Here is a 24,273-nt window from a genome sequence, read left to right on the forward strand (position 1 = left end):
GCTACATCACGCCGTACCAGGCGAGGGTCCGCTGCCATCAACGGCTGAGCCTCGCGGCATAAAACGGAAGTGTCGGGACCTGAGGGGTCACTTCACCCGCCGCCAGCCCACCAATACCCGCCCAGCCCCAACCCGGCGCGATTCCAACCTGAGCCACCCGGAGATCGCTGGCTCCCGGCCTGCGTTGCCCGCAGGTCTGGGGTCGGTCAGTCGTCCGTCTGCCCGCGGATCAATGCGTCGAGTCGCCACTATGCCGGGGACGATCCATTAGCGATGCTCTGGATGAGGGCAGGGATGTCGGAGTCCTCTGCCAGTCGGGCCGTGGCTCGGAGTCGTAGCATTCGCGAGTCGCATTGCAGATGTGGCGAGCAAGGCCCTCGATTCGATGATCGCCGGAGTCGAGGTCCTGCCCCGTCAGTAGTCGAATGTGTCGAGGTGCCGGCGCAGCAGGTCGCCGATGTCTTCGCGGCCCCCTTCGGTCGGCAGCGGTGAGGGGGTGTCCTCGCCGTTCGCCATGGCGAGGCTGCTGGCGAAGCGCACGAGGTTGGGCGCTGGGGCGAAGGAGTCGCGCAGCCAGACGGCGAAGGCGCCGGCTTCGTCCGCGGTTACGTCGGTGAGGGTGATGTAGGCGTAGTCGGGCTCGGTGATGGCCGCGGTGCCGTCCAGCCACACGTCCGGCGCCAGCTCGATCTCGAAGTCCAGCACGGTCATCTCGTGGACGCCGGACCTCCGGTGCCCGATGGTGGGGTCGGGAAATGCCTCGCGCAGCGCCCGTTCCAGGGAGTCCAGTGTGGCGTGCCAGGCTCCGCCGTCCCCCTCGGGGGGATAGAAGGCGAAGTTCGTCCGGATGTTTCGTTCCGTGGCCATGGTCTTCCTTGTGCTCAGGGGACGTACCGCGTCGAGCCGGGCGTGCCCGTCATCGCCATCATGGACTGCCAGTAGACGGCGTTGTCCCGTCCGTTCGTCACGATCTCCAAGCCCCTGATCTCGTTGTTCGCGGGGTTGGCCATGGCCTGCTTGTAGCGGACGAGTTCCTTCTCGTCACCCGCGTACATGGAGTCGACGACGGGGTCCCATGAGATCTTCCCCTGGTTGTTGATCTTGACGGGCTTCGTCAGGGTCTCTTCGACTCGGTCGAGGGTGCGGAAGCTCTTCTTCGTGCAGTCCGGGTCCCGTACGTGCTTCGCCTCGACGAGATGGCCGTCGAGGGGGCGTATGCCGTCCACCATGAGTCCGCGCTTGCTCCCGAGCAACGGCACTTCCCGCTCGGGGTAGCCGGCCACGCGGAGCTGGTAGGCGTTGTCCGGGGCCGCCGGGCCACCGCCGCCGGCCAGGCCGCCGGGTCGGAGGTTATTCGTCCACGCGCGGAACTGCTGCTGCTCTGCCGCGGTGAGCAGACGGGTCGTCCCAGGGACCGGCGGAATCGGGTCGGCGAAGGAGATACCCGGGTCGACTGGGTTGATCATCGGAGCCAGCGCCGGGACCTGCCCGGTGTACGACGCGAGGACGACCGGGACGGGTACGGGAATCGGCGCGGGGATGAGGGGCGGCAGGAACGGGAGTCCGGGGATGGCGGGCGCCGCCGGCGGATCGGCCGCGGGGAGCTTGATGCGTGCGGCGGACGAGTCCAGTGCATGTCCCACGGAGCCGAGGTCCCGGATCCAGGAGTCCCCGAGCACGGCATCGAGCAGTCCGCCGTCGTATCCGTTGCCCCCGAACATCGGCTGGTCCCAGGGCATGTCGACCGCGAAGAGGTCCATCTTGCGCTCGGCGATCTTCCCCTTGGCAGCCTCCACGTGCTCGGCGTACCGGTCGCATGCCTTGGCTATCTGCGTGCAGGCGGCGACGAGATTCGTCACCAGTGGCTCGCCTTCCTCCGCCTTCGCCGGAGGGCAGGTAAGACCGACGCTGTACTTGACGTACGTCTGGAAGGCGTCGGCGGCCTCGCCGGAGTGTGCCTTGCTCGCGGTGAGGGCGTAGGTCTGCGCGTCTTCCAGGAAGCGTTGCATGAGCACCCCGGCGTGACGCCAGGAGCCGGCGACGTCCCGGATCTTCTCCGGCGAGCCACGGAAGCGGTCACTGCCGCCGCTGGGGGCGTACTGCTCGTACCAGGCGGTCTCCCCCACCACTTCGGGGAGCTCCTGGCCCAGCCCGAGGTAGTTCTCGGTGCAGTCGGCGCCGGGGTCGCCCATTCCCGCCGTGAGGTCGGCCTGCCGCCCCAGGAAGGCAGAGACTTGTCGGCTTTCCTCGGCCATGAACTCGCGGGCGTTGCGCATCAGCCCCTTGCTCGTCTCGCCAAGGACGTACGAGCTGAAGCCCATCTTGTCGAGCGTCGCGGAGGCTGCCGAGACGTACACCTTGGCGAAGGCTCGCCCGGCTTCGTCGCCCCCTGCCATCCCGTGTTGCCGCGCCAGTTCGTGGCCGACGGCGATAGCCGTGTCACGCGCTCCCCGCATCGTGTCGAGAAGCCCCATGGAGCCGCGAATCATTCCCTCCGCGATGAACTTGACGTCCGGAGCAAGACCGGCCACCGTCGCACCCCCCCTTGCAGACGTGAATCGTCAACCTATCTCAGGCGGATGTCATCGTCTGGGCGATGTCATCTGCTCGGCTCATTGCTGTCGGCGAACAGGCGGAAACCGAGCATTGGGACCTCGTCCGGGTCGACGTCCTCGGGCAAGGGCCGGCCTTCCAGGAGGAAGCCGAAGAAGGCGCGCAGGGCTTCATTGCCCAGTTCCAGGGGGTGGAAGGGCAGGGCGTACGGCTCCTCGTCCCACTCCGGGTCGAACTCCACGGGACGCTCACCCGTCCAGTAGGGCGTCTCGAAGGGGAACGGGTCGCCGATGTTCTCCACGATGCCGCCGTCCGGCGAGAGGCTCAGCGAGCGGCAGAGACGGCCGTCCTCCCAGACCGCGAAGGCGAGCCAGTCCGAGACGCTGTGCATCGCGTGCAGGATCACGCGGCGTCCTGCTGTCGCTTCCAGGAGGTGCGCCGGCAACTCCGACGGGCGGTCGAACATCAAGCGCCGGTCGCAGACCATGTCCACGCCCGTGAAGCTCGCCGCGTACGTGAGGCCGTCCGGCGGGTACGTCGCCTCTCCCAGGACCTCACCCTCCGTCAGCTCCGCACGACAGCCTGGGAAGACCCGGGCGATCAGCGCCGCCGTGTCCTCGGCTGTCGGCTCACTGGCCGCTTTCAGCACCGAGGCCACATCTCTGTCCGCGTACGCCAGTAGCGCCGTCTTCGCTCCCATGCGCCGCACGCTATCCGGAGCCACCGACAGTCCAGCCGTCCCGAAAACGCCCGAAGTTTTCGGCGGCGCCCGGCTACCGGCCGCATCCGCGCAGGTCAGAGCCACCCCGCTCCCCCACCCACCCAGTGCCTTCTAAGCACTTGGCCGCAGGTTCGAGTCCTGCCGGGGGCGCACGACGGAAGACCCTCCTTCGGGAGGGTCTTTTTGCTGGTCAGAGCGACATTCGAGGCGCGACCGAGAGGCCGGACGCGCCCCCTGGTGGGGTCGGGACGCGTCCGACGCTGTCCGGCTGATACCGGGTTTCTGCGGGTGGCTGCGGAGAATACGCGGGGAAATTTTCAGGCCCTCGCCGCGGCCGGATCCGGCAGCTCCCCCGCCTGCTCGATCCGATGCTTCAGGTCGTCGAGCTGCCCGTCGATGCATCGGGCGTACGTGGTGAGGAGAACGGGGACGCTGCTGCCCGCCCACTCGGCCACGGTCGCGGCCGGAACGCCGGCGTTGAGCCAGTTCGTCAGGCAGGTGTGCCGGAGGTCGTACACACGGCGACCGAGCGGGGTCCCGAATTCGTACGAAGTGAGCACTTCCTTTCGAGCCCGCCGCCACGCTCGGCGGATCACGGATCCGGCGAGGTCTCCCCCTTTCTCCCCCTGCATCAAGAGGTCACCGGGCTTGAGCCCTTCCTTCTCGATGTGGGCCCGGAGGATCCGCGTCAGAGCGGGACGACAGGGCACCGTGCGGGTGTCGTCCGCTGCCCGCCCCTTGAGCCCGCGCTCCTCGCGTACCTCACCCGTGTCCGTCCACTGCTTCCCGACCTCAGGGTGAGCGGTGTGGAGCAGCAACTCCCCCCACTGGTCCGCGGCCTCCGCATCGGGCAGACGTACGTCCCCGACGTCGATCGCCACGACCTCCTCGGGCCGGGCGCCGGGGCGTGCTCGGCCACGCCGGGGACGCCGCGGTCGTCGCCGTGGCTGCCGAGCGCGTAGAGAAGCGTGTCGTAGCCCAGTTCGCCGCCGCCGTCGGCGTCGGCCACGGCGACGGTCCGGCGCTCGGGGTCGACGGCCGTGACACGGCCCAGGCGCAGCCGTATCCCCGTGCCCGCGAAGACGTCGGCGAGCAAGGGAGCGTCGATCTCCTGGCCGGCCGCGAGCTGGTGCAGCCGCAGCCGCTGGACGAAGTCCGGCTCGGCGTTGACCACGGTGATCTCGGTGTCCTGCGGGGACAGCCGGCGGGCCAGGGTCCCTGCCGCGTAGGCCCCGGCGTAGCCGGCTCCGAGGACGACGATGTGGTGCTTCATGTCTCGCTCCTGTCGGTTCGCTTGGCTCTCGGTGACTTGAGCGGAGCAGCGTCCCGATTCCTGACAGGCACCGCATGTGACGTGAGTCACATGCGGTGCCCGCGGGTGAGCGCGCCTACATCTGCTCGAAGTGGAAGGAGCGGATGAAGCAGTCCCGCGGCTGCCCGATCGCGAACAGGAGGCAGTCGAGCACGGACTGGGCGGTCAGCGGATCGCCCGCGGTCCGGGGCGCCTGGTCCCAGGCCGGGTGGAGCGGGTCGCCGTCCGTGAAGTCCGGCGGGTAGAGCGAGATGACACGGATGCCCTCGGGGCGGAGCCGTTCGGAGAGGATGTCGGCGAAGCCGGCCTGGGCGGCCTTGGCCGCGTAGAAAGCGGGGTGCGCCTGGGAACGGTGGTTCCGCGTCTCCGCGGCCGACGAGACCAGGTTGACCACGTCGGCGCCTGCGGAGGCGCGCAGCAGCGGCAGGAAGTGTTTGACCGTCAGCAGTGTGCCGGTGGCCCCGGAGGCGACGGTGTCGGTGATCGCGTCGTCGTCGGCGTCCCACAGGTCGGGGCCCGGCAGGTAGCGGGCGCCGTTGTTGACGAGCACGTCCACGTGGCCGGTGTGGGCGGCGACTCCGTCCGCGAAGGCCCGTACGGAGGCCGGGTCCGCCAGATCGCAGGCGAACGCCTCGGCGCTCGCCCCGGAGTCGGCCGCCACCTCGTCGGCCACGCTCCGGGCCGCCGCCGCCGACCGCGCGGACACGAACACGCGCGCCCCCGCCCGGCCCGCCTTCAAGGCCGCCGCCCGCCCGAGTCCCCGCCCGGCCCCGGTGATCACCATCGTGCGCCCGGTGAGATCCACGCGCGCCTCCTTCCGCCAGAGTTGATCCCCGGAGCGTAGCCGTGGCGCCTCACGCGCTCGACGTCGTCAGCGGACCGGGCGCGGCAGGCGGACGCGGACCAGGGTGGTCTCCACGCCGCTGTCCACCAGGCGGCCCGCCGCGTCGAAGGCCGCGGGGCCGTCCGTCATGCCGAAGTCGTTGTCGTTGAGCAGGACGAGCGTCGAGCGGCCTTCGAGGGCGATGCCCTCGATCTTGCCGGGGACTCCCTCGACGGTGTTCAGGTCGACGACCAGGCTCTTGGAGAGGACCGGGACCTCGGCGGACGCCGCGTCGTCGAGCTGCTCCAGGGTGGGGCCGGCGGGGGTGTCCCAGGTGGTGCCGAGGATGTCCGTGCCGCGTCGGAGGTTCACCTCGTACACCCGGGAGGCCTTGTCGGTGCGCTCCTGGACGAGGAGGCGGTCGCCGCCGAGGGCGACGAGGGCGGAGATCTTGAGCTCGGCGGTCTTGGTCTGGCCGGGCTCGACGACCTCGACCGGGTCGAAGCGGTACGCGTACTCGCCGGTGACCTCGTGCGTACGGGTCGAGAAGCGCAGCAGGCGCGTGGTGCGGGAGTTCTCGCCCGCGGCCTTGTCGGGGTTGAGCAGCGGGCTCTGCAGGGCCATCACCAGATCGCCGCCGGGGAGCAGCGCGAGGCCCTCGAAGCCGCGGTTGGTCTTGCGCTGGAGGAAGATCGACGGGAGCGACTCGATCACCGGGTAGTCGGCGCCGGTGAGGCCGAGGCCCTTGGGGACGTGGCGCGCGAGGACCCGGCCCTTCGGGGAGACGTGCACGAGCGACGGGCCGTACTCGTCCACGAGCCAGAAGCTGCCGTCCCGGTCCCGCACGATGCCCTCGGTGTCCAGGCCGTTGGGGTTGTACGGGAGCGGGGTCGAGGCGTCGTACGTGTACGGGGCCTCGTCGCGGCCGGGCTGGTTGGGCAGGCCGGTGACGGCGGCGCCGGACGCCGTGGTGAGCGGGATCGACTTCAGGACCTGGACGCGGCCGCCGACCGCGCGGATCTTCACGACGGCCGGGTCGAAGCCGGGCACGGGGAACGTCCGGCGCTTGTCCTTGCCGACGGCTATCTGGCCGTTGGGGCCGCGGTCGGTGACGGTCCAGTACTCGCCGGGCCGCTCGGCCGGGTACAGGTCACTGCCGATGCCGCCGAGGTCGACGCCCCGGTCGTCGTCGACGCTGCCGGGCAGCAGGCCGTTGCTGAAGGCGGCGAGCGGGAGGTCAGGCAGGGTCGAGGTGGAGACGACCCGCGCGCCGGTGTCGTGGTGCGCCGGCGTCGCGTCGGCCGTCCCCACCACCACCGAGAGCGCGAGTGCGGCGGAGACGGGAAGCACCACGGCGGCGGGCCGGCGCAGGAGACGCGGATTCAACTGAACTCCCTGGTGTACGTGCGGGGAAAGTCACTGGCGAGGGGGCTGGGCGCGGGCTCATGGTGCGATTCCGCGCGCAACGCCCGGCCACGTGTGCGCGACGACCGGGTGAGTCCTGGGTGAACGCGCGTCTCCGACGCACTACCCGTCAGTACCGGTATGAGGATCGGTACCGGTCGGAGATCAGTACCGGTCGGAGATCAGTACCGGTCGGAGATCAGTACCGGTCGAGGATCAGCCGCGTCTTGAGGATGTCGCCGTGGTACAGCCAGCCGTTGGCCTCCGCGACGGCGATGGCGTCCTCGTGGAGGTCGGCCGCGTCGGCGTACGAGTCGGTCTTGAACGACAGCTCGACGACGTACTCCGTGCCCGTGCCGCCCGCTCCGACGACAGGCAGCACCTCGATGCTCGCGTCGTCGGACGGGCCCCAGGCGCCGCCGTACACCTTGGAGGTCACCGGCCCGTGCGCGCGGGAGAGCTGGAGCGTGTTCCGGCCCCAGTCGGCGCTGCCCCAGTCCTCCAGCTTGCCGGGGATGTCGTTGACGAGCCAGGTGCGGCCCGTCGTGCTCGACGGCATCGCCGTGCCCGAGTAGCCGCTCGCGCTGTGGCTCTTCTCGTTGCTGAAGCTGAGGGTCTGCTTGGCGTAGCCCCAGTCGATCTCGGCCTCGTAGTTGGTGTCGCCGCTGTCGAAGCCGGCGGCGTTGGCCGCGGTGAGGGCGGCGTTGATGTCGCCGTTCGTGACGGGGAACCGCTTCTTGTACGTCTCCTCGAACGAGGAGCCGCTCTTGTGGCGGAGGCGGACGCTCCACCCCTGGGCGTCGAGGGCCAGGCCGTCGGTGTCGTAGTAGCTGTACGAACGGACCTTGGCGGAGCCGGTGATGCCGAACGCCGTCTTGACGGCCGCGCTCGGGGCGTACGCCGAGTCCAGGGCCGCCGCGGTGAGGTTGATCTTCACCTCGTACGTCGGTACGGCGTTGGCGGCGGCGTACGCCGGGGAGGTCGGGGCGAGGAGCGCGACGGCGACGGCGAGGGCGATCGCCGAAGCGGCCGCGGCGGGGCGCGAGGCCCGCGAGGTGAAGGTCATGCCGCTGATCGTCACGAGGGCCGGTGAGGGGCGCGTGACCTGCGGGCGTGGAGCCGGTGAACCGGCGGCGACACCCGGCCGGCGCCGCGCGTGCCAGGCGCCGCGGCTCAGGCGGGACTTTCCGGACACGACCTAGCGCAGCAGCAGGTCGGCGCCCACGTCCTCCGGGACGGCCTCGCGGATCGGGGTGCTGTCCGGGCCGGGGACGTGCGCGCCGGGGATCGGGACGCGGGTGGCGCGGTGGAGCAGAACCGATCCGTCCTGGCGCCAGACCTCCGTGTAGCCGTGGGCCAGGAGGAGTGCGACGCGCGCGCTCTGGTCCTCCGTCGAGGCGAAGGGGAACGTCCTGTTCTCCACGCGGAGGAGGACCCAGTCCGCGCCCCGCGGTGTCCCGTCGGCGATGACCACGTGCGTACGGGCCGTCAGGCGGGGGGCGATGGTGTTGTCGGCCTCCACCGTCGCGCCGTCCGGCACCCGTTCCGCCGCCGTGGCGAGGGGACGCTTGTCCGGGCTGGGGCGCCACTGGTCCGGGCGTACGAGGAGACCGAGGCCGAGGGTGACGGCCGCCGCCGAGGAGAGCGCCAGCGCGGCGAGCCCCCATCTCCTCAGCGCCGCACGGTTCTTGTGGAGGCGGGCCAGGGTCTCCAGGGACGCCGCGACGAGGATCGGCCACAGGAACGCGTCGTAGTGGTTGATCACCGGCCAGTGGTTCGGGTTGTCGGAGAGGACCCGCTCCGCGAGGAGGGGCACGGCAAGCAGGAAGGTCGGCGAGCCGAGCGGCAGCAGGGCGAGGGAGCCCAGGATCCAGGCCACCATGGCGACCTTGGCGAGGGGTGTGACCGAGACCTGGAGCAGCACCCACGGGGCGGTGAGGACGTGGGTCAGCGCGGCGCCCGGGTCGGCGCCGAGACCGCCGTACGACCAGTAGTAGCCCTCGGGGCCGCCCATCGCCGGGATGAACCGGGCGATGACGACGGCGGAGATCAGGGGCCCGGCGAGCGCGAGGGCCGCGCCCGTCGCCCGGCCCGCGCGGTCGCCCGCGCGGTGCGCGCGTACCGCCAGGACCAGGCCGAACGCGCCGACCACCAGGCCCATGTCCTCCTTCGCCGTACAGAGCAGGAGCGCCCAGCAGGCCGCCGCCCCGTATCGGCGGGCCAGTCCCCGTTCCAGCATCAGGAGCGTGAACGGCACCGCGAAGGCCACCTCGTGGAAGCCGTTGTAGGAGGAGTTGAGGAGCGGCCAGCCCAGGGCGTACACCAGCCCGCCGAGGTCGGCGGCGCGGCGGACGACCAAGGGATCGGCGCCGTCACCCGCGCCGTCGCCCGCGCCCGCGCCCGCGCCGTCACCTGCGCCCGCGCCCGCACCGTCACCCGCGCCCGCGAAGCAGCGCCGGGCGATGCGCCGGACCACCGGCACACCGGCCGCGAACAGCGCGGCCTGCGCGAAGAGGAGGACCCTCGGGTCGTCCCACACCCAGTAGAGCGGCGCGAGGAGCGCGAGCGCCGGGGTGAAGTGGTCGCCGAGCAGCGAGAAGCCGGGCGGGAACTCGTGGTGCACGTTCTTGATCGGCGACCTCGGCAGCTCGAAGTGCGCGTACGCGCGCACCCCCTGGTCGAAGATCCCGAGGTCGAAGCCCGTGAGCCGCAGGGCCGTCCAGGACTGCATCCCGAGCCCGAAGCAGACGAGGAAGCAGAGCAGTGTGAGGACCGCAGCCCGCCCGCGGAGCGACCGGGTCAGGGACCGGATCCAGGGCCGGAACCAGGACCCGAACCGCGACCGGAACACGGTCCGGCGCGGGGGCACGGGCGGAGTCGGCCGCGGCGTCGGCGCCGGGCCGCCGGCCGCCCGCTTCCTTATGTGTGTCGGGGCTGTCGAGGTCGATCCCATGTCGGGACAGTACGTGTCCCGCCTGTTCGGGAGCGAGAATCGGGCCATGATGATCACCCCGGGCGCCCTCAACCGCGCCACTCTCGCACGTCAGTTGCTCCTGGAGCGGGCTCCGGTCGGCGTCGAGGAGGCCCTGCGGCGGGTGGTCGCCCTCCAGGCGCAGCAGCCGGGTTCGCCGTACGTGGCTCTCTGGAACCGCGTCGCGGGTTTTGAACCGGGCCTGCTCGACGGGGCGGTGGAGGGTTTCAGGGCGGTGCGGTCGACCCTGATGCGGCTGACGCTGCACATGGTGCACGTCGAGGACTACCGCGCCTTCCGGGAGGGCATGGAGCCGACGCTGCGCGGTTCGCGGCTCGGCGACCACCGGTTCAGGGCGGCGGGGTTCACCCCGGCCGACGCCGACGCGCTGCTGCCCGGGCTCCTCGCGTACGCCGAGCGGGCGCGGACCGGCGCCGAGATGCTGCGCCGCCTGGAGGAGGGCCGCGGCGGGCCGGTGGAGTCCGTGGCCTGGCGGATGATCCGGCAGTACGCGCCGCTGTGGCACGCCCCGACGGGACCGCCGTGGTCGTACGGCACCGCGCAGGCGTTCGTCACGGCGGACGAACTGCCGGAGCGCACCGATCCGGACGCGGTCGCCGCGGGCCTCGCGGTGCTCGTCCGGCGCTATCTGGAGGGGTTCGGGCCGGCGTCCGTCGCGGACATCGCGCAGTTCTCCATGACGCAAAGGGGCCGGATACGGGAGGCGTTGGCGACGCTCGACGGCCGGGTCGACCGTCTTGAGGGGCCCGAGGGGGTGGTGCTGTACGACGTGCCGGGGGCGGCCCTGCCCGACGAGGACGTCCACGCCCCGGCCCGGCTGATGGCCATGTGGGACAGCGTCATGCTGGCGTACGCCGACCGCGGCCGCGTCATCCCGCCCGAGTACCGCAGGTCCGTGATCCGCGTGAACGGCGACGTCCTGCCGACCCTGCTCGTCGACGGGTACGTCGCCGGAGTGTGGCGGCCGGTCGACGGCGGGATCGAGGCCTCGGCGTTCCGGCCGCTCCCGGCGCGGGCCTGGGAGGAGCTGGTCGGTGAGGCGGAGACCCTCGGGGCGTTCCTGGCGGACCGGGACCCGCTGGTCTACCGGCGCTACGACCACTGGTGGGCCAAGGGCCTGCCCGTGGTCGAGACGAAGGTGTTCCCGACACGCTGACGTACCTGTCGCCTCTGCCGGCCGCCGTTGCCGGCCACCGCCGGCCGCCGTTGACCTGGAGCCGTTCGGTCTGAAGAACGACAACGAGGTGTACTTCGCGGCCGACCGGATGCACGGCCTGATCGAGGGCACCGCCCACCGTGACGGGGTGCAGCCGGTGATCGCGACCAGCGACTGGATCACCGCCTGAGGCGGCTGATCACCAGAGCCTGGCCGCCGTCTCGACTCCCAGCCATACGGCTCCGAGTCCGGCGGCCAGGCTCCCGGTCACGTTCAGCGCCGCGTACCCCTTCGCCCCGTCCTCGTACAGCTTCAGCGTCTCGTACGAGAAGGTCGAGTACGTCGTCAGCGCCCCGCACAGGCCCACCCCGAGCAGCAGGTGAAGACGGGCGGAGGCGACACCGGTGAGCACCCCGAGCACGAACGAGCCGACGACGTTCACGGCGAACGTGCCCCAGGGGAAGACGGAGTCGTGCCGGGCCCGGACCGCCCGGTCCGTCAGATAGCGCAGGGGCGCGCCGACGGCGGCTCCGGCCATGACGAGCAGCCAGTTCACTCCTGGCGCTCCCGACCGACGTACCGCACGACCTCGCAGTCGTCGAGGATCACCAGCCCCTCCTCCACGAGCTCGTCCAACTGGGGCAGGAAGGCGCGGATCCGCTCCTCCGTGTCCACGATCAGGATCGCGACCGGCAGGTCCTCGCTGAGCGAGAGGAGGCGGGACGTGTGGATGCGGGAGGAGGCGCCGAACCCCTCGACGCCGCGGAAGACGGAGGCGCCGGCGAGGCCGGAGACATGGGCCCGGTGCACGATCTCGGTGGAGAGCGGCCGGTGGTGCCAGGTGTCGTTCTCTCCGATGAGGACCGTCAGCCGCAGGGCCCGGCCCGTGAGTCGGGTCATCAGCACCCCCTCGCCCGTTCCTGTGCCCTGGCCCGTGCGGTCCGGGTCGCGGCGACGCCCGCCCAGACGGCGGCGAGCGCGGTGAGCGCGGTCGCGCCGAGGTAGAGCAGGCCGCGCGTCGGGTCGCCCGCGCTCAGCAGCCGCTGGGTGTCGAGGGTGTACGTCGAGAAGGTGGTGAACCCGCCGCAGACGCCCGTGCCGAGGAAGGGCCGAAGGAGCGGGTGCGGGGCGGTGACGACCTCGGTGGCGAGGACCATCAGGGTCCCGAGGGCGGCGCAGCCGGCCAGGTTGACGGTGAAGGTCGTCCAGGGGAAGGCGTGGGCCGGGGTGGGCCAGAGGAGCGTGGCGCCATAGCGGGCGGCCGCGCCGAGGGCGCCGCCGACGGCGACCGCCCCGACGACCGGCAGCTGTCCGCGCGGTTCCATATCCCCAGGTTAAGGGGACGTCGAGGCGAGGCGCACAGGCGCGGTTCCCGGCCTGGGGCATTAACCGTGAGCCGGCCTGTGCGGCCTCGCTCTGCGATGGTCCGGCCACTCCGCGCGACGGGTCAAAGCGGTGCCGGTGAGTCTGTCAGATCCCCCCTCGGGGTATTCCGGACGGCCGTGAGAGGGCTCTGCGGTGGGGTCGCGGTGACGGCTGTGAGCTGGGGTGACACGGGGGGAGGTGGTCCGGCCACCATTCGGCGGCCGATTCGGGTGCCGGGTACACCTCGTCCCGGGAGGCGGGTACGGGCGACGGTGGTGGAGCAGCGGGAGGGAGCTGCGCAACCTTCGGGCAGGAGTGTCGTGAGTACATCCGTCGCAACCAAGCGCAGGGCCACCACCGGGGCCGTCTCGTCCTTGACGGTTCCCCGGAGCGTCGCCAGGCCCGTCGGTGTGGCCGGTTCCGGCGAGGAGGCCTACGCCGAGCTGTGTTCCGCGCTCTTCTCCGGCTTCCCGCGCCGCGACCAGCGCCTGAAGGCCGAGCAGTACCTGCACGGCCTGCTCACCGCGCAGGGCCGCAAGTCGATCCGTAACATCGCCGCGCAGATAGGCGGGCCGGCCGCCGAGCAGAGCCTGCACCACTTCGTCTCCAGCTCCACCTGGGACTGGCAGCCCATGCGGGCCGCGCTCGCCCGGTACCTGGAGCGCAACAGCTGCCCGCAGGCCTGGGTGGTACGGCCGATGCCGATCCCGAAGGCCGGGGAGCACTCGGTGGGCGTGGACCGGCGTTTCGACCCGGAGCGCGGTCAGGTCTTCCACGGTCAGCAGGCGTTCGGGGTGTGGTTCGCGAGCGACGAGCTGAGCGTCCCGGTCAACTGGCGGCTCTTCCTGCCGGACCCCTGGGTCAACGACCGTACGCGGCGCGACCGCGCGGAGGTTCCCCAGGAGGCCGGCGAGGAGACGCTGGAGGAGTGCGCGGTCGCCGCGGCGCTCGACACCGCCCGCTGGACGGACGTCACCCGCAAGCCGGTGCTCCTCGACATCCGCGGCGGGGCGGGCCGTGCGGCGCTGACCCGGCTCGCCGGGGCCGGGGTGCCGGTCGTGGCGCGGATCGGCGCGGGTTCCCGGCTGGCGATCGCGGACCGCTCGCTGCCGGGCTTCGGCGCGGGGCCGCTGTCGGCGGTGCAGATCCTGGAGTCGCTCAAGGGCCTGCGCAGGCCGGTGAGCTGGGTGGACACGGTGGCCGGGGTGCGGACGTCGCGGACGTCGCTCGCCACGGCCGTACGGGTCGCGCTGCCCACCCCGGGCGGGGAGCGGATGCGGCCGCTGGTGCTGCTCGGCGAGTGGGACGATCCGCGGCGGGCCCCGGCCCGGGTGTGGATCAGCGATCTGGCCGGCTCCCCCGTCGGTTCCCTGCTGCGGCTGACCAAGCTCGCGCGCCGGGTGGAGCGGGACTTCACGGAGGTCGGCGAGGGGGCGGGGCTGCGGGACTTCGTGGGCCGCTCGTTCCGCGGCTGGCACCGTCACATCACGCTGGCCTCGGCGGCCCACGCGGCGACACTCCTGGCCACCTCGGACTGGGACGCGGCCTACGACTCCGGATACGCGTCGCGCCGCTCGGCGAGCTGAGCCGGCGGGGGGCACCCCATCGGCTCCCCGCTAGCCACCCCACCGGCCCCCCTACGGGGTGTCGGTGGCGGTCCGGCCCCGGGCCAGGACCTCGCGGGTGCGCTGGAGGCGCAGGGCGAGCTGGACCTCCAGGACCTGGCCCGGCTTCTGCCACTCCGGGCCGAGGAGTTCGCCGATCCGCTCCAGGCGGCGCGAGACCGTGTTGGGGTGGACGTGCAGCGCCTCGGCCGCGTTGGTCGGGCTGCCGCCGGAGGCGAAGTACGCCTCCAGAGTGCGCGTGAGGTCGGTGAACCGCTCGGCGTCGTAGTCGAGCACGGGCCCGATCGCCCCCTCGACGAAGCCCTCCACGTCGTGGTCGTCGGAGAGCAGCAGCCCGAGGAAGCCCAGGTCGTGCACGGAGGCGGCCGAACCGGTGCCGCCCAGGGCGCTCATCGCGTCGAGGCAGCGCTGGGCCTCCTGGTGCATCCGCCCGACGCCGTCCGGACTCGTCGCGGGTCCCGCGGCGGCGACGGAGACGGGATGGCCGAGCAGCGGGGACAGTTCGGCGGCGACGGCCTTGGCGGCGCCGGAGGCGTCGATGCCCGGGAGCAGCAGCACGAGGCAGCCGCCCTGCACGGTCTTCAGGCCGGAGAGGCGGTACGCGTACGAGGACGCCCACACGACTGCCCGGCCCTGCTCGCCGCCCTCCGGGCGGGCCAGCACGAGGACGTGCGGCCGGCGCAGGTCGACGCCGAGGCGGCGGGCCCGCTGCGCGATCTGCTGCGGCGCGTGCGGCGGGTCGGCGATGAGGTCGTCGAGGAGCTCGTCGCGTACGGGCCCCTCGGCGACGGCCGTGGAGCGCCGCATGAGGAGGAGGAAGGCGACGGACTGCGCGGCGAGTTCGAGGAGCCGCTCGTCCTCGCCGGTGAGGCCGCCGGCGGCGCGGATCACCAGACCGCCGAGGTCCTCGGAGCCCGCGATGACGGGCGCGACCCAGGTGTCGTCCTCGGCGAGGACCGGGCGGCGGCGGGCGTGCGCGTCGAGCGAGGCCTTCGCGACGGCCTCCTCGTCCAGGCCGGGGATCTCCCCGCCGGCGAGGGCGCGGCCGCCCTGGTCGCGGATGAGCACGGTCGCGTCGAGGGCGTCGCCGGCGGCCTTGGCGACGTTCCCGAGGTCGCCGCCCGCGAGGACGAGGTTCATGATGCGGCTGTGGGCCTCGCTGACGTGCCGCATCCGGGTGAGGCTGGTCCGTACGCGGGCGCTGTCCCGCTCCAGTTCGGAGACCTCGGCGCGGGTCCGGTCGAGGAGTCCGGCCTTCTCGACGGCGAGGGCGGCGAGGTCGGCGAGCGCGGTGAGGAGGGCGAGTTCCTCGGAGGTGTGGTCGCGGACGCGTCGGTCCGCTCCGTAGAGCGCGCCGATCACCGTGTCGCCGCTGCGCAGCGGCGCGGCCATGACGGCGTGGAGTCCCTCGGCGCGGAAGGCGGCCTCGGCGGCCTCGTCGAAGGCCGGTGCGTGGACGCCCGCGTCGAGGGAGCCCGAGGGGGCGAAGCGCTCGTCGGCGAGGTAGTCGGCGGTCCAGACGGGCTCGCCGTGGAGCTGTACGGCGCCGCCGAGTCCGTATCCCTCGGCGATCCTGAACCCGGGGGCGAGGCGCGGTCCGGCGGGCCGGCCGGTGCCGGTGTCGAGTCCGGCGCGGGCGCCCTCGGTGGTGTGGACGTAGCAGCTGCCGTGCTGTCCCCGCAGGGTGACGAAGGCCATGTCGAGGCCGAGGAGCCGGCGGGCCCGGCGCGTGATGACGCGGAGCAGGCTGTCGAGGTCGTACGAGAAGGTCAGATCGCGTGCGGTGTCGGTGAGGGCGGCGAGTCCGGCCTCACGGCGGACGTCGTCCTCGCGTCCGGAGCGGACCTCGGCGGCGAGCTTCACGGCCCGCTCCAGCCGGTCGAGTCCGTCGCCGGAGAGACCGGTCAGGCGGGCCTCGTCGAGGAGCGCCTCGAAACGGGCGGGCGGGGCCTGTCCGGCGAGCAGTTCGAGGACCGTGAGCAGCGCGTCGGCGCCGCCGGCTGCGTCCGCGCCGTGCGAGGTCATGGCCTCCACCCCCGTAGTAGAGCGAAATAGGGCACCCCGGTGGAAACCCGTCCTGTTCACCGAAAGTAATTCGGCTTCGGGAGTCGGTCAACAACGACCTGCCGCACGTCCACAACGGCGACCTGACGTACTTGGTTCCCGCATCGCTCAGACGAGGGAACCCACCGGGACGGGACGGGACCTGACGGGGGTGTACTGGGCGGGTATGTGGGCCGACGCGGCGGCGAGCAGGTGAGCCGGGGCGGTGGCCGACAGGTGGGCCGGCGTGGCAGCGAGCAGGTGGGCCGCCGTGCGGGCGGGGAGGCGGCCGGGCGTCCGGACGGGCCCCTGGGCGCCGAAGACGGAGCGGCCCGCGGTCTCCCGCACGGCCAGGACCGAGCGGTGGAGCCGGCGCAGGCGCGCCGAGGGTTCCATGCCGCTCTCCCCGGCGAGGTTCGCCCGCAGTCGCTCGTACGTGGCGAGGGCCTCGTCGTGGTGGCCGGAGCGGAGCAGGGCGGCCATGTAGTGGGCGTGCAGGGGTTCGTTGGTGCGGTAGCGGGCGACCAGCCCGGGGAGCTCGGAGAGCAGTTCGGCGTGGTGGCCGAGGCCCAGCTGCGCCTCGACCCACTGGTCGAGGACGCTCAGGCGGGACGTTTCGAGGCGCTCGATCTCGCGGCGCAGCCGGGGGCCCGCCGCCACGCCCGCGTACGGCTCGCCGCGCCACAGGGCGAGGGCCTCGCCGAGCCGGAGCGCGGCACGCGTGAGGTCGCCCGCCTCCATGGCCCGGTAGCCGGCGCCGGCCGCCCGCTCGAACTGCCAGACGTCGTGGGCTCCGCCGCCGGTGTCGAGGCGGTAGCCGCCGGGCTGGGAGACGAGGATCGCGTCGGCGGTGCGCCGGTCGGACCAGCCCGGCCGGGGTTCCGCCTGGTGGGCGCCGCGCAGGGCGCTCGCGATGAGCGTCCTGAGCTCCGTTATATGGGACTGGAGTTCGGCCCGGGCGCCGCGGGGGGCGCCCGAGGGCCAGAGCTCCTCGGTCAGGACGGTCACGGGGACGACCTGATCGGCGCTGGCGGTGAGCAGGGCGAGCAGCTGGCGTGGAGCGGCTGCCGTCGGGGTGATGGACGTGCCGTTCTCCCGTACCGACAGTCCCCCCAGGATCCGGACGTCCACCTTGCCCCCTCAGTGCCTGTGCGGTGTCTGCGCGCGGGATGACCCTCGTTGATTAGAAAAGACCCCCGTAGGCATGTCAATAAGAAACCGTGGGGTACGGAAACCTGACCCGTGATATCGGGGTGCTTCACCCCATTTGAGGGGATATTTCGGCGTCAGGATTTCGTCACTGGCTCAGACCTTCACCCTCCGAAAGACTGTTTCAGGACTCAGGGGTACGCTTTCGCAAGGTCCTTGCGGATGATTGAAGGATCTTCAACAGCGATTTCTCGCCAGAAACCGCCTGGAGGGTACGGTTCAGAGCACGGCGGCGGCGGTGAGCAGCCCGAACGCGATGACGATCAGGGCCGTACGGACCCGGTGGAATCCGTTCCACCGCTTCTCGAAGGCGGCCCGCACGGCCGCCGGGTCCTCGCCGGCGGCCCCGTCCGGGTGCTCCGAGGAGGCGAGGGCGACGTTCAGCGGGACGTTCCCGGCGACGGTGACCAGGTGGTTGAGGGCCGCGCACACGAGCCCCGCCAGGACCAGCCACTTCTGGGTGTCCGTCCGCCCGTCGGCGGGGACGAGGAACGCGGCGGCGGGGAACGCGACCACGCCGAGGAAGACGAGCAGGAACACGGCCCGCGGGACGCATTCGTTGATCCGGCGCATCGCCGTGACGAACTCCGCGTCCGGGAGTCTGGCGAGGGCGGGCATGATCCCGGTCTGGAAGATCAGCAGGAAACCGGCGTAGAGCCCGGTGCATCCGACGGCGAGGGCGAGCAACAGGGTGGCCATGCGGCCATTCTGGCCCGCCACCCGCCCCGCACGTCAGCTGTACGGGTCACGTGTACGCGTTAGCTGTACGAACCACGTGTCCGTGTCAGCTGTACGGATCACCCGACTTCAACTCGCCCTCCCCCGAGGCGCCTTCGCCCGGATCCCGGCTCGGCCCGGCCAGCCGCTCGGCCTGCCGTACCGCCGCGGCGAGCTCCTGGACCACCGCCGAGCCCGACCGTCCCGCGATCGCCTCCGCCCGCTCCGCGAGCGTCCTGAGCCCGGGGTCGCCCGGCAGTTCGCCGCCGCGCAGCGCGTCCGCGAAGTAGGCGGTGATCGCGGTCAGTTGGAGGCTGTCGTGGCCGCCGTCCCACAGTCCCGCGGTGAGCGCCTCGACCGCGACCGTGCCGGAGCGCTCGTGCGGCGCCCGGGTCGCCGGGTCGAGCCAGCGGACCGTGGCGGTGGCCACGTCGCCGGTCGCCCCTGGCCGGGTCTTCACCGCGTACAGCGCGGTGACGGTGTGACCCGCGCCGACCTCGCCGCCGTCGACCCGGTCGTTCCGGAAGTCCTCGTCGGCGACCTCCCGGTTCTCGTAGCCGACCAGCTTGAACTTCTCCACGGTCCGCCGGTCGAAGGCGACCTGCGCCTTGGCGTCGCGGGCGCGCAGCTCGACCTGGGCGGGCAGCTGCTCGACGAAGACCTTGCGGGCCTGCGCGGAGGTGGAGACGTACGTCGTGTGGCCGTCGCCCTTGTCGGCGAGCCGCTCCATGAAGTCGTCGCCGTACTCGCTGCCGACGCCGACGCCGAACAGCGTGATGCCGTGGGCCGTGCGCGCCTCGTCGATGCGACGGAGGATCGCGTCCGCGTCGGTCTCACCGGTGTTGGCGAGGGCGTCGGAGAGCAGCACGACCCGGTTGGTGGCGCCTTCGCGGCGGCCCTCGACGGCGACGTCGTAGCCGGTGCGGACGCCGGCCTCGACGTTGGTGGACGAGGTCGTCGCCAGGGACTCCACGACCTCGCGGATCCGGCCGCGGGACTCTCCGACGCGCGTCATGGGCAGCCGGGTCTCGGCCGTGTCGCTGAAGGTGACGAGGGCGATCGAGTCGTCGTCGCGGAGCTCGCCGGCGAGGAGCCCGAGGGACTCCTTGACGAGGTCGAGCCGGCCGGGCTCGGCCATCGAGCCGGAGATGTCGACGACGAAGGTGAGGGCGGCGGGCGGGCGGGCGCCGCTCCGGTCCGCGGCGCGGGTGGCGAGCCCCACCCGGACCAGGGACCAGCCGTCGGCGCCGGTGCGGGCGCCGTCGAGGCTCACCCCGAAGCCGTTGTCGGACGGGCGCGGGTAGTCGGGGCGGAAGCTGTTGACGAACTCCTCGGGGCGCACGGTCGACGGGTCGGGCAGCCGGCCCTCGGCGAGCGTGCGGCGGGCGTAGCCGTACGAGGCGGTGTCCACGTCGAGGGCGAAGGTGGAGAGGTAGTCGGGGGCCGGCGGCCTGGTGCGCTGCTCGCCCTCCCCCGGCGGGGCCGCGTCGGCCCCGGGTGTCGCCGTTCCCGGGGCGACGTACCCCGGTTGTGTGGCCCCGCCGCCCCCGGAGGTGCCCGGTGCGGCGCGGCCGCCCTCGGCCCGTGACGCGTCCGTGGCCGTGTCCGACGCGCCGCAGCCGCCGACGGCCAGTCCGGCGGCGAGCAGCCCCGCGATCGTGGCGGTGAACCGGGCCCCGCGGCGCCGGTTCGTCACCGATTTCTGTCGACTCATGCGATCTCCCCCTACGTGGTACGGCACTTGTGAATGTGACGAACGAAGGGGCCGGACGGAGCCGTCGAGGGAGTTGCGGAAGGATCTCGATGTGGCAACGGCGACGGGGGTCGAAGAGGGTGGCATGGATTCGCCATCCTTTTCAACAGGGGTTGTCACCGTGTGCAGTCGCATGCGTACATGGAGTGGACATCGAGGGGCGGGGGTGGTCAGCGGTGGCAGAGAGCGCGGGGTCCGTGATGCTCGCCCGTTCGGCGATGAACCGGGCCGCGACCGAGGGACAGCGGCCCGCGGGGCGCCCGGTCCGGGGCGCGCGGCGCATCAGCGCCGCGCTCGCCGGTCTCGCCGCTTCCACCCGGCACGAGCTGCTGACCTTCGACGATCCCGTCGCCTCCGCGGGCTGTGCGATCCCCGGACCGTTCCTGGAGCTGGCGGGAGCGTGCATGCGGGCCGCGGTGGAGCGGGCCGACGAGGTCCGGCGGATCGTGCCCCGGCACGCCCTGCCGCGGCTCGAGGACGGGCTCCGGGTTCCCGGCCGGGCCCGGCTCACGGACGCGATCCCGTTCAAACTGATCGTCGTGGACCGGACGGTGGCGGCGGTCCCGCTCGATCTGGAACTGCTGTACAACGGACTGCTGCTGATCCGCGACCCGGTGGTCGTGCAGGCCCTCGTCCGGGCGCACCACGCCTGCTGGGCGGCGGCCGAGGAACTGAGTTACGTCCCGCCGCCCCCTCCCCCGCCGCGGGACCTCGCCCCGCAGCTGCGGCCGGTCCTGGACGCGCTCCTGTCGGGGCTCACCGACGAGACGGCGGCGGCCCGGCTCGGGATGTCGGCGCGGACGTACAGCCGCCGGGTGGGCGAGCTGATGGCGGCCCTCGGCACGACGAGCCGCTTCCGCGCGGGTGCGGAAGCGGCTCGGAGGGGGTGGGTGTGAGGGAGCGGGCAGGGGGGCTCTACGACACGATGTCCTTGCGGGCGAAGCCCCGGAAGGCGAGGGCGAAGAGGATCACGGCGTACGTCACCGAGATCGCCGCTCCCTTGACCATGCCGCCCCACTCCAGCTGCGGCTGGAGCGCGTCGATCCAGGCGAACTGCCAGTGCGCGGGCAGGAAGTCGCGCCAGTCGCCGAGCGCCGTGACCGCGTCCAGGACGTTGCCGACGATGGTCAGACCGACGGCGCCGCCCACCGCGCCGAGCGGCGCGTCGGTGCGGGTGGAGAGCCAGAAGGCGAGGCCGGCGGTGACCAGTTGGGAGACGAAGACGAACGCGACGGCGATGCCGATCCGGAGCACCGCGTCCGTGGCGGGCACGGCTCCGCCGGTCGGCAGCTGGAGCGGCCCCCAGCCGTAGGCGACCGTGCCCACGGCCAGCGCCACGAGCGGAAGCAGGACCATCGCGGCCGCGCTGTAGCCGAGCGCCACGGCGAGCTTGGAGGCGAGCAGCCGGGAGCGGGGCACGGGCGCGGCCAGGAGGTAGCGCAGCGAGGACCAGCTCGCCTCGGAGGCGACGGAGTCGCCGCAGAAGAGGGCGACGGGGACGACGAGGAGGAAGCCGGCCGAGACGAAGAGGCAGGTCGCGGCGAAGTTGGCGCCGGAGGCGGTCGCCGTGTCCATGAGGGTGATGCGGCCGTTGCGGTCGCCGTCCCCGGCGCCGCCGATGGCGAAGGCGGCGATCAGCACGAAGGGGAGGGCGACGAGGATCCCGCCCATGATCAGGGTGCGGCGCCGCTTCCACTGGCGCAGGGCCTCGACGCGCAGCGGCAGGGTGCGGCCCGCCCGGTAGCCGGGGGCGGTGGTCCCGGCCGGGGGCGCGGTGACCGGGGTGGTGGCCTTGGTGGTGGTCGGCGCGCTCATGCGGCTCCTCCTCCGATCAGGGTCAGGAACGCGTCTTCGAGGCGCCGGTGCGGTCCGACCCCGGTCAGCGGGACGTCCAGGCGGACGAGGTCGCCGATGAGGGTGGTCGCGTCGGTGCCGTCGAGGCGGACGAGGAGTCCGCCGTCGGCGCGGTCGGCGGAGCCGACGCCCGGGAGGGCGCCGATCTTCTCGACGAGCGGGTCGTCGATCTCCGCGGCGAGCGAGACGAGCAGGGTGTCGCCGGAGCCGGTGATCTCGGCGACCGGGCCGGCCTGGACGAGCTGTCCCCGGTCCATGACGACGAGATGGGTGCAGGACTGCTCGACCTCGGCGAGGAGGTGACTGGAGACGATGACGGTCCGGCCCTCGGCCGCGTACCGGATCATCACCTCGCGCATCTCGCGGATCTGCGGCGGGTCGAGGCCGTTGGTCGGCTCGTCGAGGATGAGCAGGTCCGGCAGGCCGAGCATGGCCTGGGCGATGGCGAGGCGCTGCCGCATGCCCTGCGAGTAGGTCCGTACGGCGCGTTCGAGGGCGCTGCCCAGGTTGGCGATCCGCAGGGCGTCGTCGACGCGGGCGTCCTCGGCGGGGCGGCCGGTGGCCTTCCAGTACAGGTCGAGGTTCTCCCGGCCGGAGAGGTGCGGCAGGAAGCCGGCGCCCTCGACGAAGGAGCCGACACGGGAGAGGACCGGGGCGCCGGGGCGGATGGCCTGGCCGAAGACCCGGATCTCGCCCTCGTCGGGCCGGATGAGGCCCATCAGCATGCGCAGGGTGGTGGTCTTGCCGGCGCCGTTCGGGCCGAGCAGGCCGAGGACCTGGCCCTGTTCGACGCGGAAGGAGAGGTCCTTGACGCTGTACCTGTCGCCGCCCGCGTACTTCTTGGAGAGCCCCGTGATCTGGAGGGGTACGGAGGCGAGTTCGGGGTCCGGCGCGGGGGCGGTGGTGCGGCGGCGGGCGGTCAGGAGGAGGGCCGCGGCGACGGCGAGGCCGAGGAGCGGCAGGCCCCAGACCCACCAGGGCAGGGCGGCGGCCTGGGTGTCGAGGCCGGGCGCGGTCGGGACGGTGAGCGGGCCCTCGACGGCGACGGTGTAGCCGGCGGGGACGGTCGGGGAGGCGTAGCCGAGGTCGGTGGCGGCGAGGACGAGCCGCAGCCGGTGCCCGGCCGCCACCTCGTGGTCGATCGCGGGCAGGGTCAGGGTGACGCTGCGGCCGGCCTTGGCGTCGTCGACGCGGATCGGGGTGACGAGCTGGGCGGGCAGCACCTGCTGCCGTCCGTCGGGCCCGACGTCGTACACCTTCGCGAAGAGGACGGCGGAGCCGTCGGCGGCGGTGGAGGTGACCTTGACGCGGACGGTCGGGGTGCCGGTGATCCGGACGGCGCCGGTCTGCGGTTTCGCGTCGAAGCGGGCGTACTGGCCGGGGAAGTCGAGGGAGAGGCCGACGCCGAGGGAGGAGAGGCCGGAGAGTCCGCCGCCGATGCCGGGGACGGCGGAGATGGCGGGCGGGGCCGCGCCGGCCGGGTTGGCGAAGGTCTGCGGCGGTCCGGCGAGGGGGAAGGTCTCGGTGGCGGCGGTGAGGCCCGGGTAGCGGTCGGCGGTCGCGGCGCGCAGGGTGGCCTGTCCGTCGGTGGAGTCGACGCCGCCGGTGCGGCTGACGCGGAAGGCGGGGCCGGTGTCGACGGAGGTGTCGCGCTTCAGCCAGCGGTCGAACCAGGTGCTGATCCGCCGCTCGACGCGGTCGGTCTCGCGGTCGCCGCCGTCGTGGCCGCCGGCGATCCAGTCGACGGCGACGGGGGCGCCGTTGGCGGTGAGCGTGCGGGCCATGGCGTCGGACTGGGCGAGGGTGAAGAGGGAGTCGGACTGGCCCTGGACGAGCAGCGCGGGCACCTTGATCCTGGCACCGACGGCGGAGGGGCTGCGGGCTTCGAGGAGGGCGCGGGCGGCGGCGTCGGGCTTTCCACTGACGGCGACGCGCTGGTAGAGGGTGCACAGTTCGGCGGTGAAGCGGCCGCAGCCGTCGGCGGCCCCGGCGCCCCGCTGGTCTCCGGCCGAGAAGAAGATCCCGGCCCAGAGCTTCTTGAAGACGTCGTTCGGGAAGAGGGCGTCGGCGAGGTTCCAGTAGGTGATCTGGGGGGCGACGGCGTCGACGCGCGGGTCGTGTCCCGCGGCGAGCAGGGAGATCGCGCCGCCGTAGGAGGCGCCGGTGACGCCGACGCGCGGGTCGCCGGGCTTGTCGAGGAGGACCTCGGGGCGGGCCGCGAGCCAGTCGATCAGCTTCCGGACGTCCGCGACCTCGTGGTCGGGGTCGTTGAGGCCGATCTCCCCGGTGGAGGTGCCGAAGCCGCGGGCGGACCAGGTGAGGACGGCGTAGCCGTCGCGGGCGAGCTGTTCGGCCTGGTCGCGGACGTCGTTCTTGGAGCCGCCGAAGCCGTGGCCGAGGAGGACGGCGGGGCGCCGTTCCCCTCCGCCGCTCGTGAAGTACGAGGTGTCGAGCCGTACACCGTCGATGTCGAGCGCCTGATCCGCGCGGTGCACGGGCGGCGGTTCGTCCGAGGCGGCGGCGGTCCAGGTGCCGGCACCCGCGAGAACGGCGAGGACGGTGGTGACCGCGGCCCACCGGGGAAGTCGGAGTCGCATACGTCGAGCCTATGCGGGCGGACTCGTGCGGCACTGCGGCCCACAGGGGGAGCCGCCCGACCTCCTGGAGTCGTACGGGAGGCCTCGCCGTACACCAGGCGCGGTACGCGCGGACACGCCCTGGGGGGCTTACGAGGAAGGCCCCCGGG

At 72.7% G+C, this 24,273-nt stretch carries 20 protein-coding genes and 2 pseudogenes; 4 read left to right on the forward strand and 18 right to left on the reverse strand.

Translation table 11 applies throughout. The features are described 5' to 3' along the window. Positions 1–414 precede the first annotated feature (414 nt). From ACWFR1_RS16665 to ACWFR1_RS16705, 9 genes and pseudogenes are all read right to left on the reverse strand, one after another. The gene (locus tag ACWFR1_RS16665; RefSeq protein WP_453551543.1) at positions 415–867 is read right to left on the reverse strand and encodes a hypothetical protein; all 453 of its coding nucleotides are present in this window, start codon (positions 865–867) and stop codon (positions 415–417) included. 14 nt (positions 868–881) lie between these two features. Then, positions 882–2,531 carry a restriction endonuclease fold toxin-2 domain-containing protein gene (locus ACWFR1_RS16670; RefSeq protein WP_453551545.1) on the reverse strand — a complete coding sequence of 550 codons (1,650 nt, stop codon included), beginning with the start codon at positions 2,529–2,531 and terminating at the stop codon, positions 882–884. 68 nt (positions 2,532–2,599) lie between these two features. Then, positions 2,600–3,253, reverse strand: coding sequence for a DUF6928 family protein (locus ACWFR1_RS16675; protein WP_453551548.1), 654 nt, complete (start codon positions 3,251–3,253; stop codon positions 2,600–2,602). A gap of 338 nt (positions 3,254–3,591) precedes the next feature. Then, positions 3,592–3,834: a hypothetical protein gene (locus ACWFR1_RS16680; protein WP_453551551.1), complete on the reverse strand. Its 243-nt coding sequence runs from the start codon at positions 3,832–3,834 to the stop codon at positions 3,592–3,594. 344 nt (positions 3,835–4,178) lie between these two features. Next, positions 4,179–4,547 (reverse strand): annotated as a pseudogene (locus ACWFR1_RS16685) (FAD-dependent oxidoreductase); the annotation flags it as partial. A 115-nt stretch (positions 4,548–4,662) separates the two neighbouring features. Beyond that, a complete protein-coding gene (locus ACWFR1_RS16690) occupies positions 4,663–5,391 on the reverse strand; it encodes an SDR family oxidoreductase (RefSeq protein WP_453551553.1) in 729 nt (242 codons plus the stop codon). Between the two features lie 66 nt (positions 5,392–5,457). Continuing rightward, complete coding sequence (locus tag ACWFR1_RS16695) at positions 5,458–6,795, reverse strand: esterase-like activity of phytase family protein (protein ID WP_453551556.1); 1,338 nt, start codon at positions 6,793–6,795, stop codon at positions 5,458–5,460. Positions 6,796–7,012: 217 nt separating this feature from the next. Beyond that, positions 7,013–7,879, reverse strand: a complete 867-nt coding sequence (locus ACWFR1_RS16700; RefSeq protein WP_453551558.1) for a hypothetical protein — start codon at positions 7,877–7,879, stop codon at positions 7,013–7,015. Positions 7,880–8,011: 132 nt separating this feature from the next. Continuing rightward, positions 8,012–9,682: a DUF2079 domain-containing protein gene (locus ACWFR1_RS16705; RefSeq protein ID WP_453551561.1), complete on the reverse strand. Its 1,671-nt coding sequence runs from the start codon at positions 9,680–9,682 to the stop codon at positions 8,012–8,014. 130 nt (positions 9,683–9,812) lie between these two features. Here ACWFR1_RS16705 and ACWFR1_RS16710 point away from each other — a divergent pair, with 130 nt between their 5' ends. After that, positions 9,813–10,961, forward strand: coding sequence for a winged helix DNA-binding domain-containing protein (locus tag ACWFR1_RS16710; protein ID WP_453551564.1), 1,149 nt, complete (start codon positions 9,813–9,815; stop codon positions 10,959–10,961). Between the two features lie 49 nt (positions 10,962–11,010). After that, positions 11,011–11,151: pseudogene (locus tag ACWFR1_RS16715) on the forward strand (factor-independent urate hydroxylase); the annotation flags it as partial. Between the two features lie 9 nt (positions 11,152–11,160). On the opposite strand, the gene crcB (ACWFR1_RS16720) reads toward ACWFR1_RS16715, so the two are convergent. From crcB (ACWFR1_RS16720) to crcB (ACWFR1_RS16730), 3 genes are read right to left on the reverse strand one after another with little or no spacing between them, the layout of a single operon-like run. Continuing rightward, positions 11,161–11,517 carry a fluoride efflux transporter CrcB gene (gene crcB / locus ACWFR1_RS16720; protein ID WP_453551566.1) on the reverse strand — a complete coding sequence of 119 codons (357 nt, stop codon included), beginning with the start codon at positions 11,515–11,517 and terminating at the stop codon, positions 11,161–11,163. Continuing rightward, the gene (locus ACWFR1_RS16725; protein ID WP_453551569.1) at positions 11,514–11,861 is read right to left on the reverse strand and encodes a DUF190 domain-containing protein; all 348 of its coding nucleotides are present in this window, start codon (positions 11,859–11,861) and stop codon (positions 11,514–11,516) included. The genes crcB (ACWFR1_RS16720) and ACWFR1_RS16725 overlap by 4 nt, the downstream gene beginning before the upstream one ends. Further along, a complete protein-coding gene (gene crcB, locus ACWFR1_RS16730; RefSeq protein ID WP_453551571.1) occupies positions 11,861–12,286 on the reverse strand; it encodes a fluoride efflux transporter CrcB in 426 nt (141 codons plus the stop codon). The genes ACWFR1_RS16725 and crcB (ACWFR1_RS16730) overlap by 1 nt, the downstream gene beginning before the upstream one ends. Positions 12,287–12,646: 360 nt before the next feature. Between crcB (ACWFR1_RS16730) and ACWFR1_RS16735 the strand changes: the two genes are divergently transcribed. Next, entirely contained in the window at positions 12,647–13,912 is a 1,266-nt protein-coding gene (locus tag ACWFR1_RS16735) for an IS701 family transposase (RefSeq protein WP_453551574.1), read from the forward strand. 51 nt (positions 13,913–13,963) lie between these two features. On the opposite strand, the gene ACWFR1_RS16740 is transcribed toward ACWFR1_RS16735, so the two are convergent. The 4 genes from ACWFR1_RS16740 to ACWFR1_RS16755 form a co-directional block, all read right to left on the reverse strand. After that, positions 13,964–15,976 carry a helix-turn-helix domain-containing protein gene (locus ACWFR1_RS16740; RefSeq protein ID WP_453551577.1) on the reverse strand — a complete coding sequence of 671 codons (2,013 nt, stop codon included), beginning with the start codon at positions 15,974–15,976 and terminating at the stop codon, positions 13,964–13,966. A 147-nt stretch (positions 15,977–16,123) separates the two neighbouring features. Next, the gene (locus tag ACWFR1_RS16745; RefSeq protein WP_453551579.1) at positions 16,124–17,125 is read right to left on the reverse strand and encodes an AfsR/SARP family transcriptional regulator; all 1,002 of its coding nucleotides are present in this window, start codon (positions 17,123–17,125) and stop codon (positions 16,124–16,126) included. Positions 17,126–17,422: 297 nt separating this feature from the next. Continuing rightward, on the reverse strand, positions 17,423–17,902 hold the full coding sequence (locus ACWFR1_RS16750; RefSeq protein WP_453551582.1) for an anthrone oxygenase family protein: 480 nt from the start codon (positions 17,900–17,902) through the stop codon (positions 17,423–17,425). Positions 17,903–17,987: 85 nt separating this feature from the next. Further along, positions 17,988–19,634 (reverse strand): YfbK domain-containing protein, encoded by a 1,647-nt coding sequence (locus ACWFR1_RS16755; protein WP_453551584.1) that lies wholly within the window; start codon positions 19,632–19,634, stop codon positions 17,988–17,990. Between the two features lie 215 nt (positions 19,635–19,849). On the opposite strand from ACWFR1_RS16755, the gene ACWFR1_RS16760 reads away from it, so the two are divergent. Continuing rightward, positions 19,850–20,569, forward strand: coding sequence for a DNA-binding response regulator (locus ACWFR1_RS16760; protein ID WP_453551586.1), 720 nt, complete (start codon positions 19,850–19,852; stop codon positions 20,567–20,569). Positions 20,570–20,588: 19 nt separating this feature from the next. Here the strand turns inward: ACWFR1_RS16760 and ACWFR1_RS16765 are convergent, their stop codons facing one another. Next, the gene (locus ACWFR1_RS16765; protein ID WP_453551589.1) at positions 20,589–21,488 is read right to left on the reverse strand and encodes an ABC transporter permease; all 900 of its coding nucleotides are present in this window, start codon (positions 21,486–21,488) and stop codon (positions 20,589–20,591) included. Beyond that, positions 21,485–24,124 carry an alpha/beta fold hydrolase gene (locus tag ACWFR1_RS16770; protein WP_453551592.1) on the reverse strand — a complete coding sequence of 880 codons (2,640 nt, stop codon included), beginning with the start codon at positions 24,122–24,124 and terminating at the stop codon, positions 21,485–21,487. The genes ACWFR1_RS16765 and ACWFR1_RS16770 overlap by 4 nt, the downstream gene beginning before the upstream one ends. Positions 24,125–24,273: the final 149 nt, after the last annotated feature.

This window comes from Streptomyces sp. NPDC055103 (assembly GCF_053607625.1).

Coding starts and splice junctions, on each gene's coding strand:
- ACWFR1_RS16755 (WP_453551584.1), bottom strand. CDS start 19,634: ATGAGTCGACAGAAATCGGTGACGAACCGGCGCCGCGGGGCCCGGTTC.
- ACWFR1_RS16725 (WP_453551569.1), bottom strand. CDS start 11,861: ATGACCCGACTCACGGGCCGGGCCCTGCGGCTGACGGTCCTCATCGGA.
- ACWFR1_RS16710 (WP_453551564.1), top strand. CDS start 9,813: ATGATGATCACCCCGGGCGCCCTCAACCGCGCCACTCTCGCACGTCAG.
- ACWFR1_RS16675 (WP_453551548.1), bottom strand. CDS start 3,253: ATGGGAGCGAAGACGGCGCTACTGGCGTACGCGGACAGAGATGTGGCC.
- ACWFR1_RS16665 (WP_453551543.1), bottom strand. CDS start 867: ATGGCCACGGAACGAAACATCCGGACGAACTTCGCCTTCTATCCCCCC.
- ACWFR1_RS16765 (WP_453551589.1), bottom strand. CDS start 21,488: ATGAGCGCGCCGACCACCACCAAGGCCACCACCCCGGTCACCGCGCCC.
- ACWFR1_RS16740 (WP_453551577.1), bottom strand. CDS start 15,976: ATGACCTCGCACGGCGCGGACGCAGCCGGCGGCGCCGACGCGCTGCTC.
- crcB (WP_453551571.1), bottom strand. CDS start 12,286: ATGGAACCGCGCGGACAGCTGCCGGTCGTCGGGGCGGTCGCCGTCGGC.
- ACWFR1_RS16750 (WP_453551582.1), bottom strand. CDS start 17,902: ATGGCCACCCTGTTGCTCGCCCTCGCCGTCGGATGCACCGGGCTCTAC.
- ACWFR1_RS16700 (WP_453551558.1), bottom strand. CDS start 7,879: ATGACCTTCACCTCGCGGGCCTCGCGCCCCGCCGCGGCCGCTTCGGCG.
- ACWFR1_RS16770 (WP_453551592.1), bottom strand. CDS start 24,124: ATGCGACTCCGACTTCCCCGGTGGGCCGCGGTCACCACCGTCCTCGCC.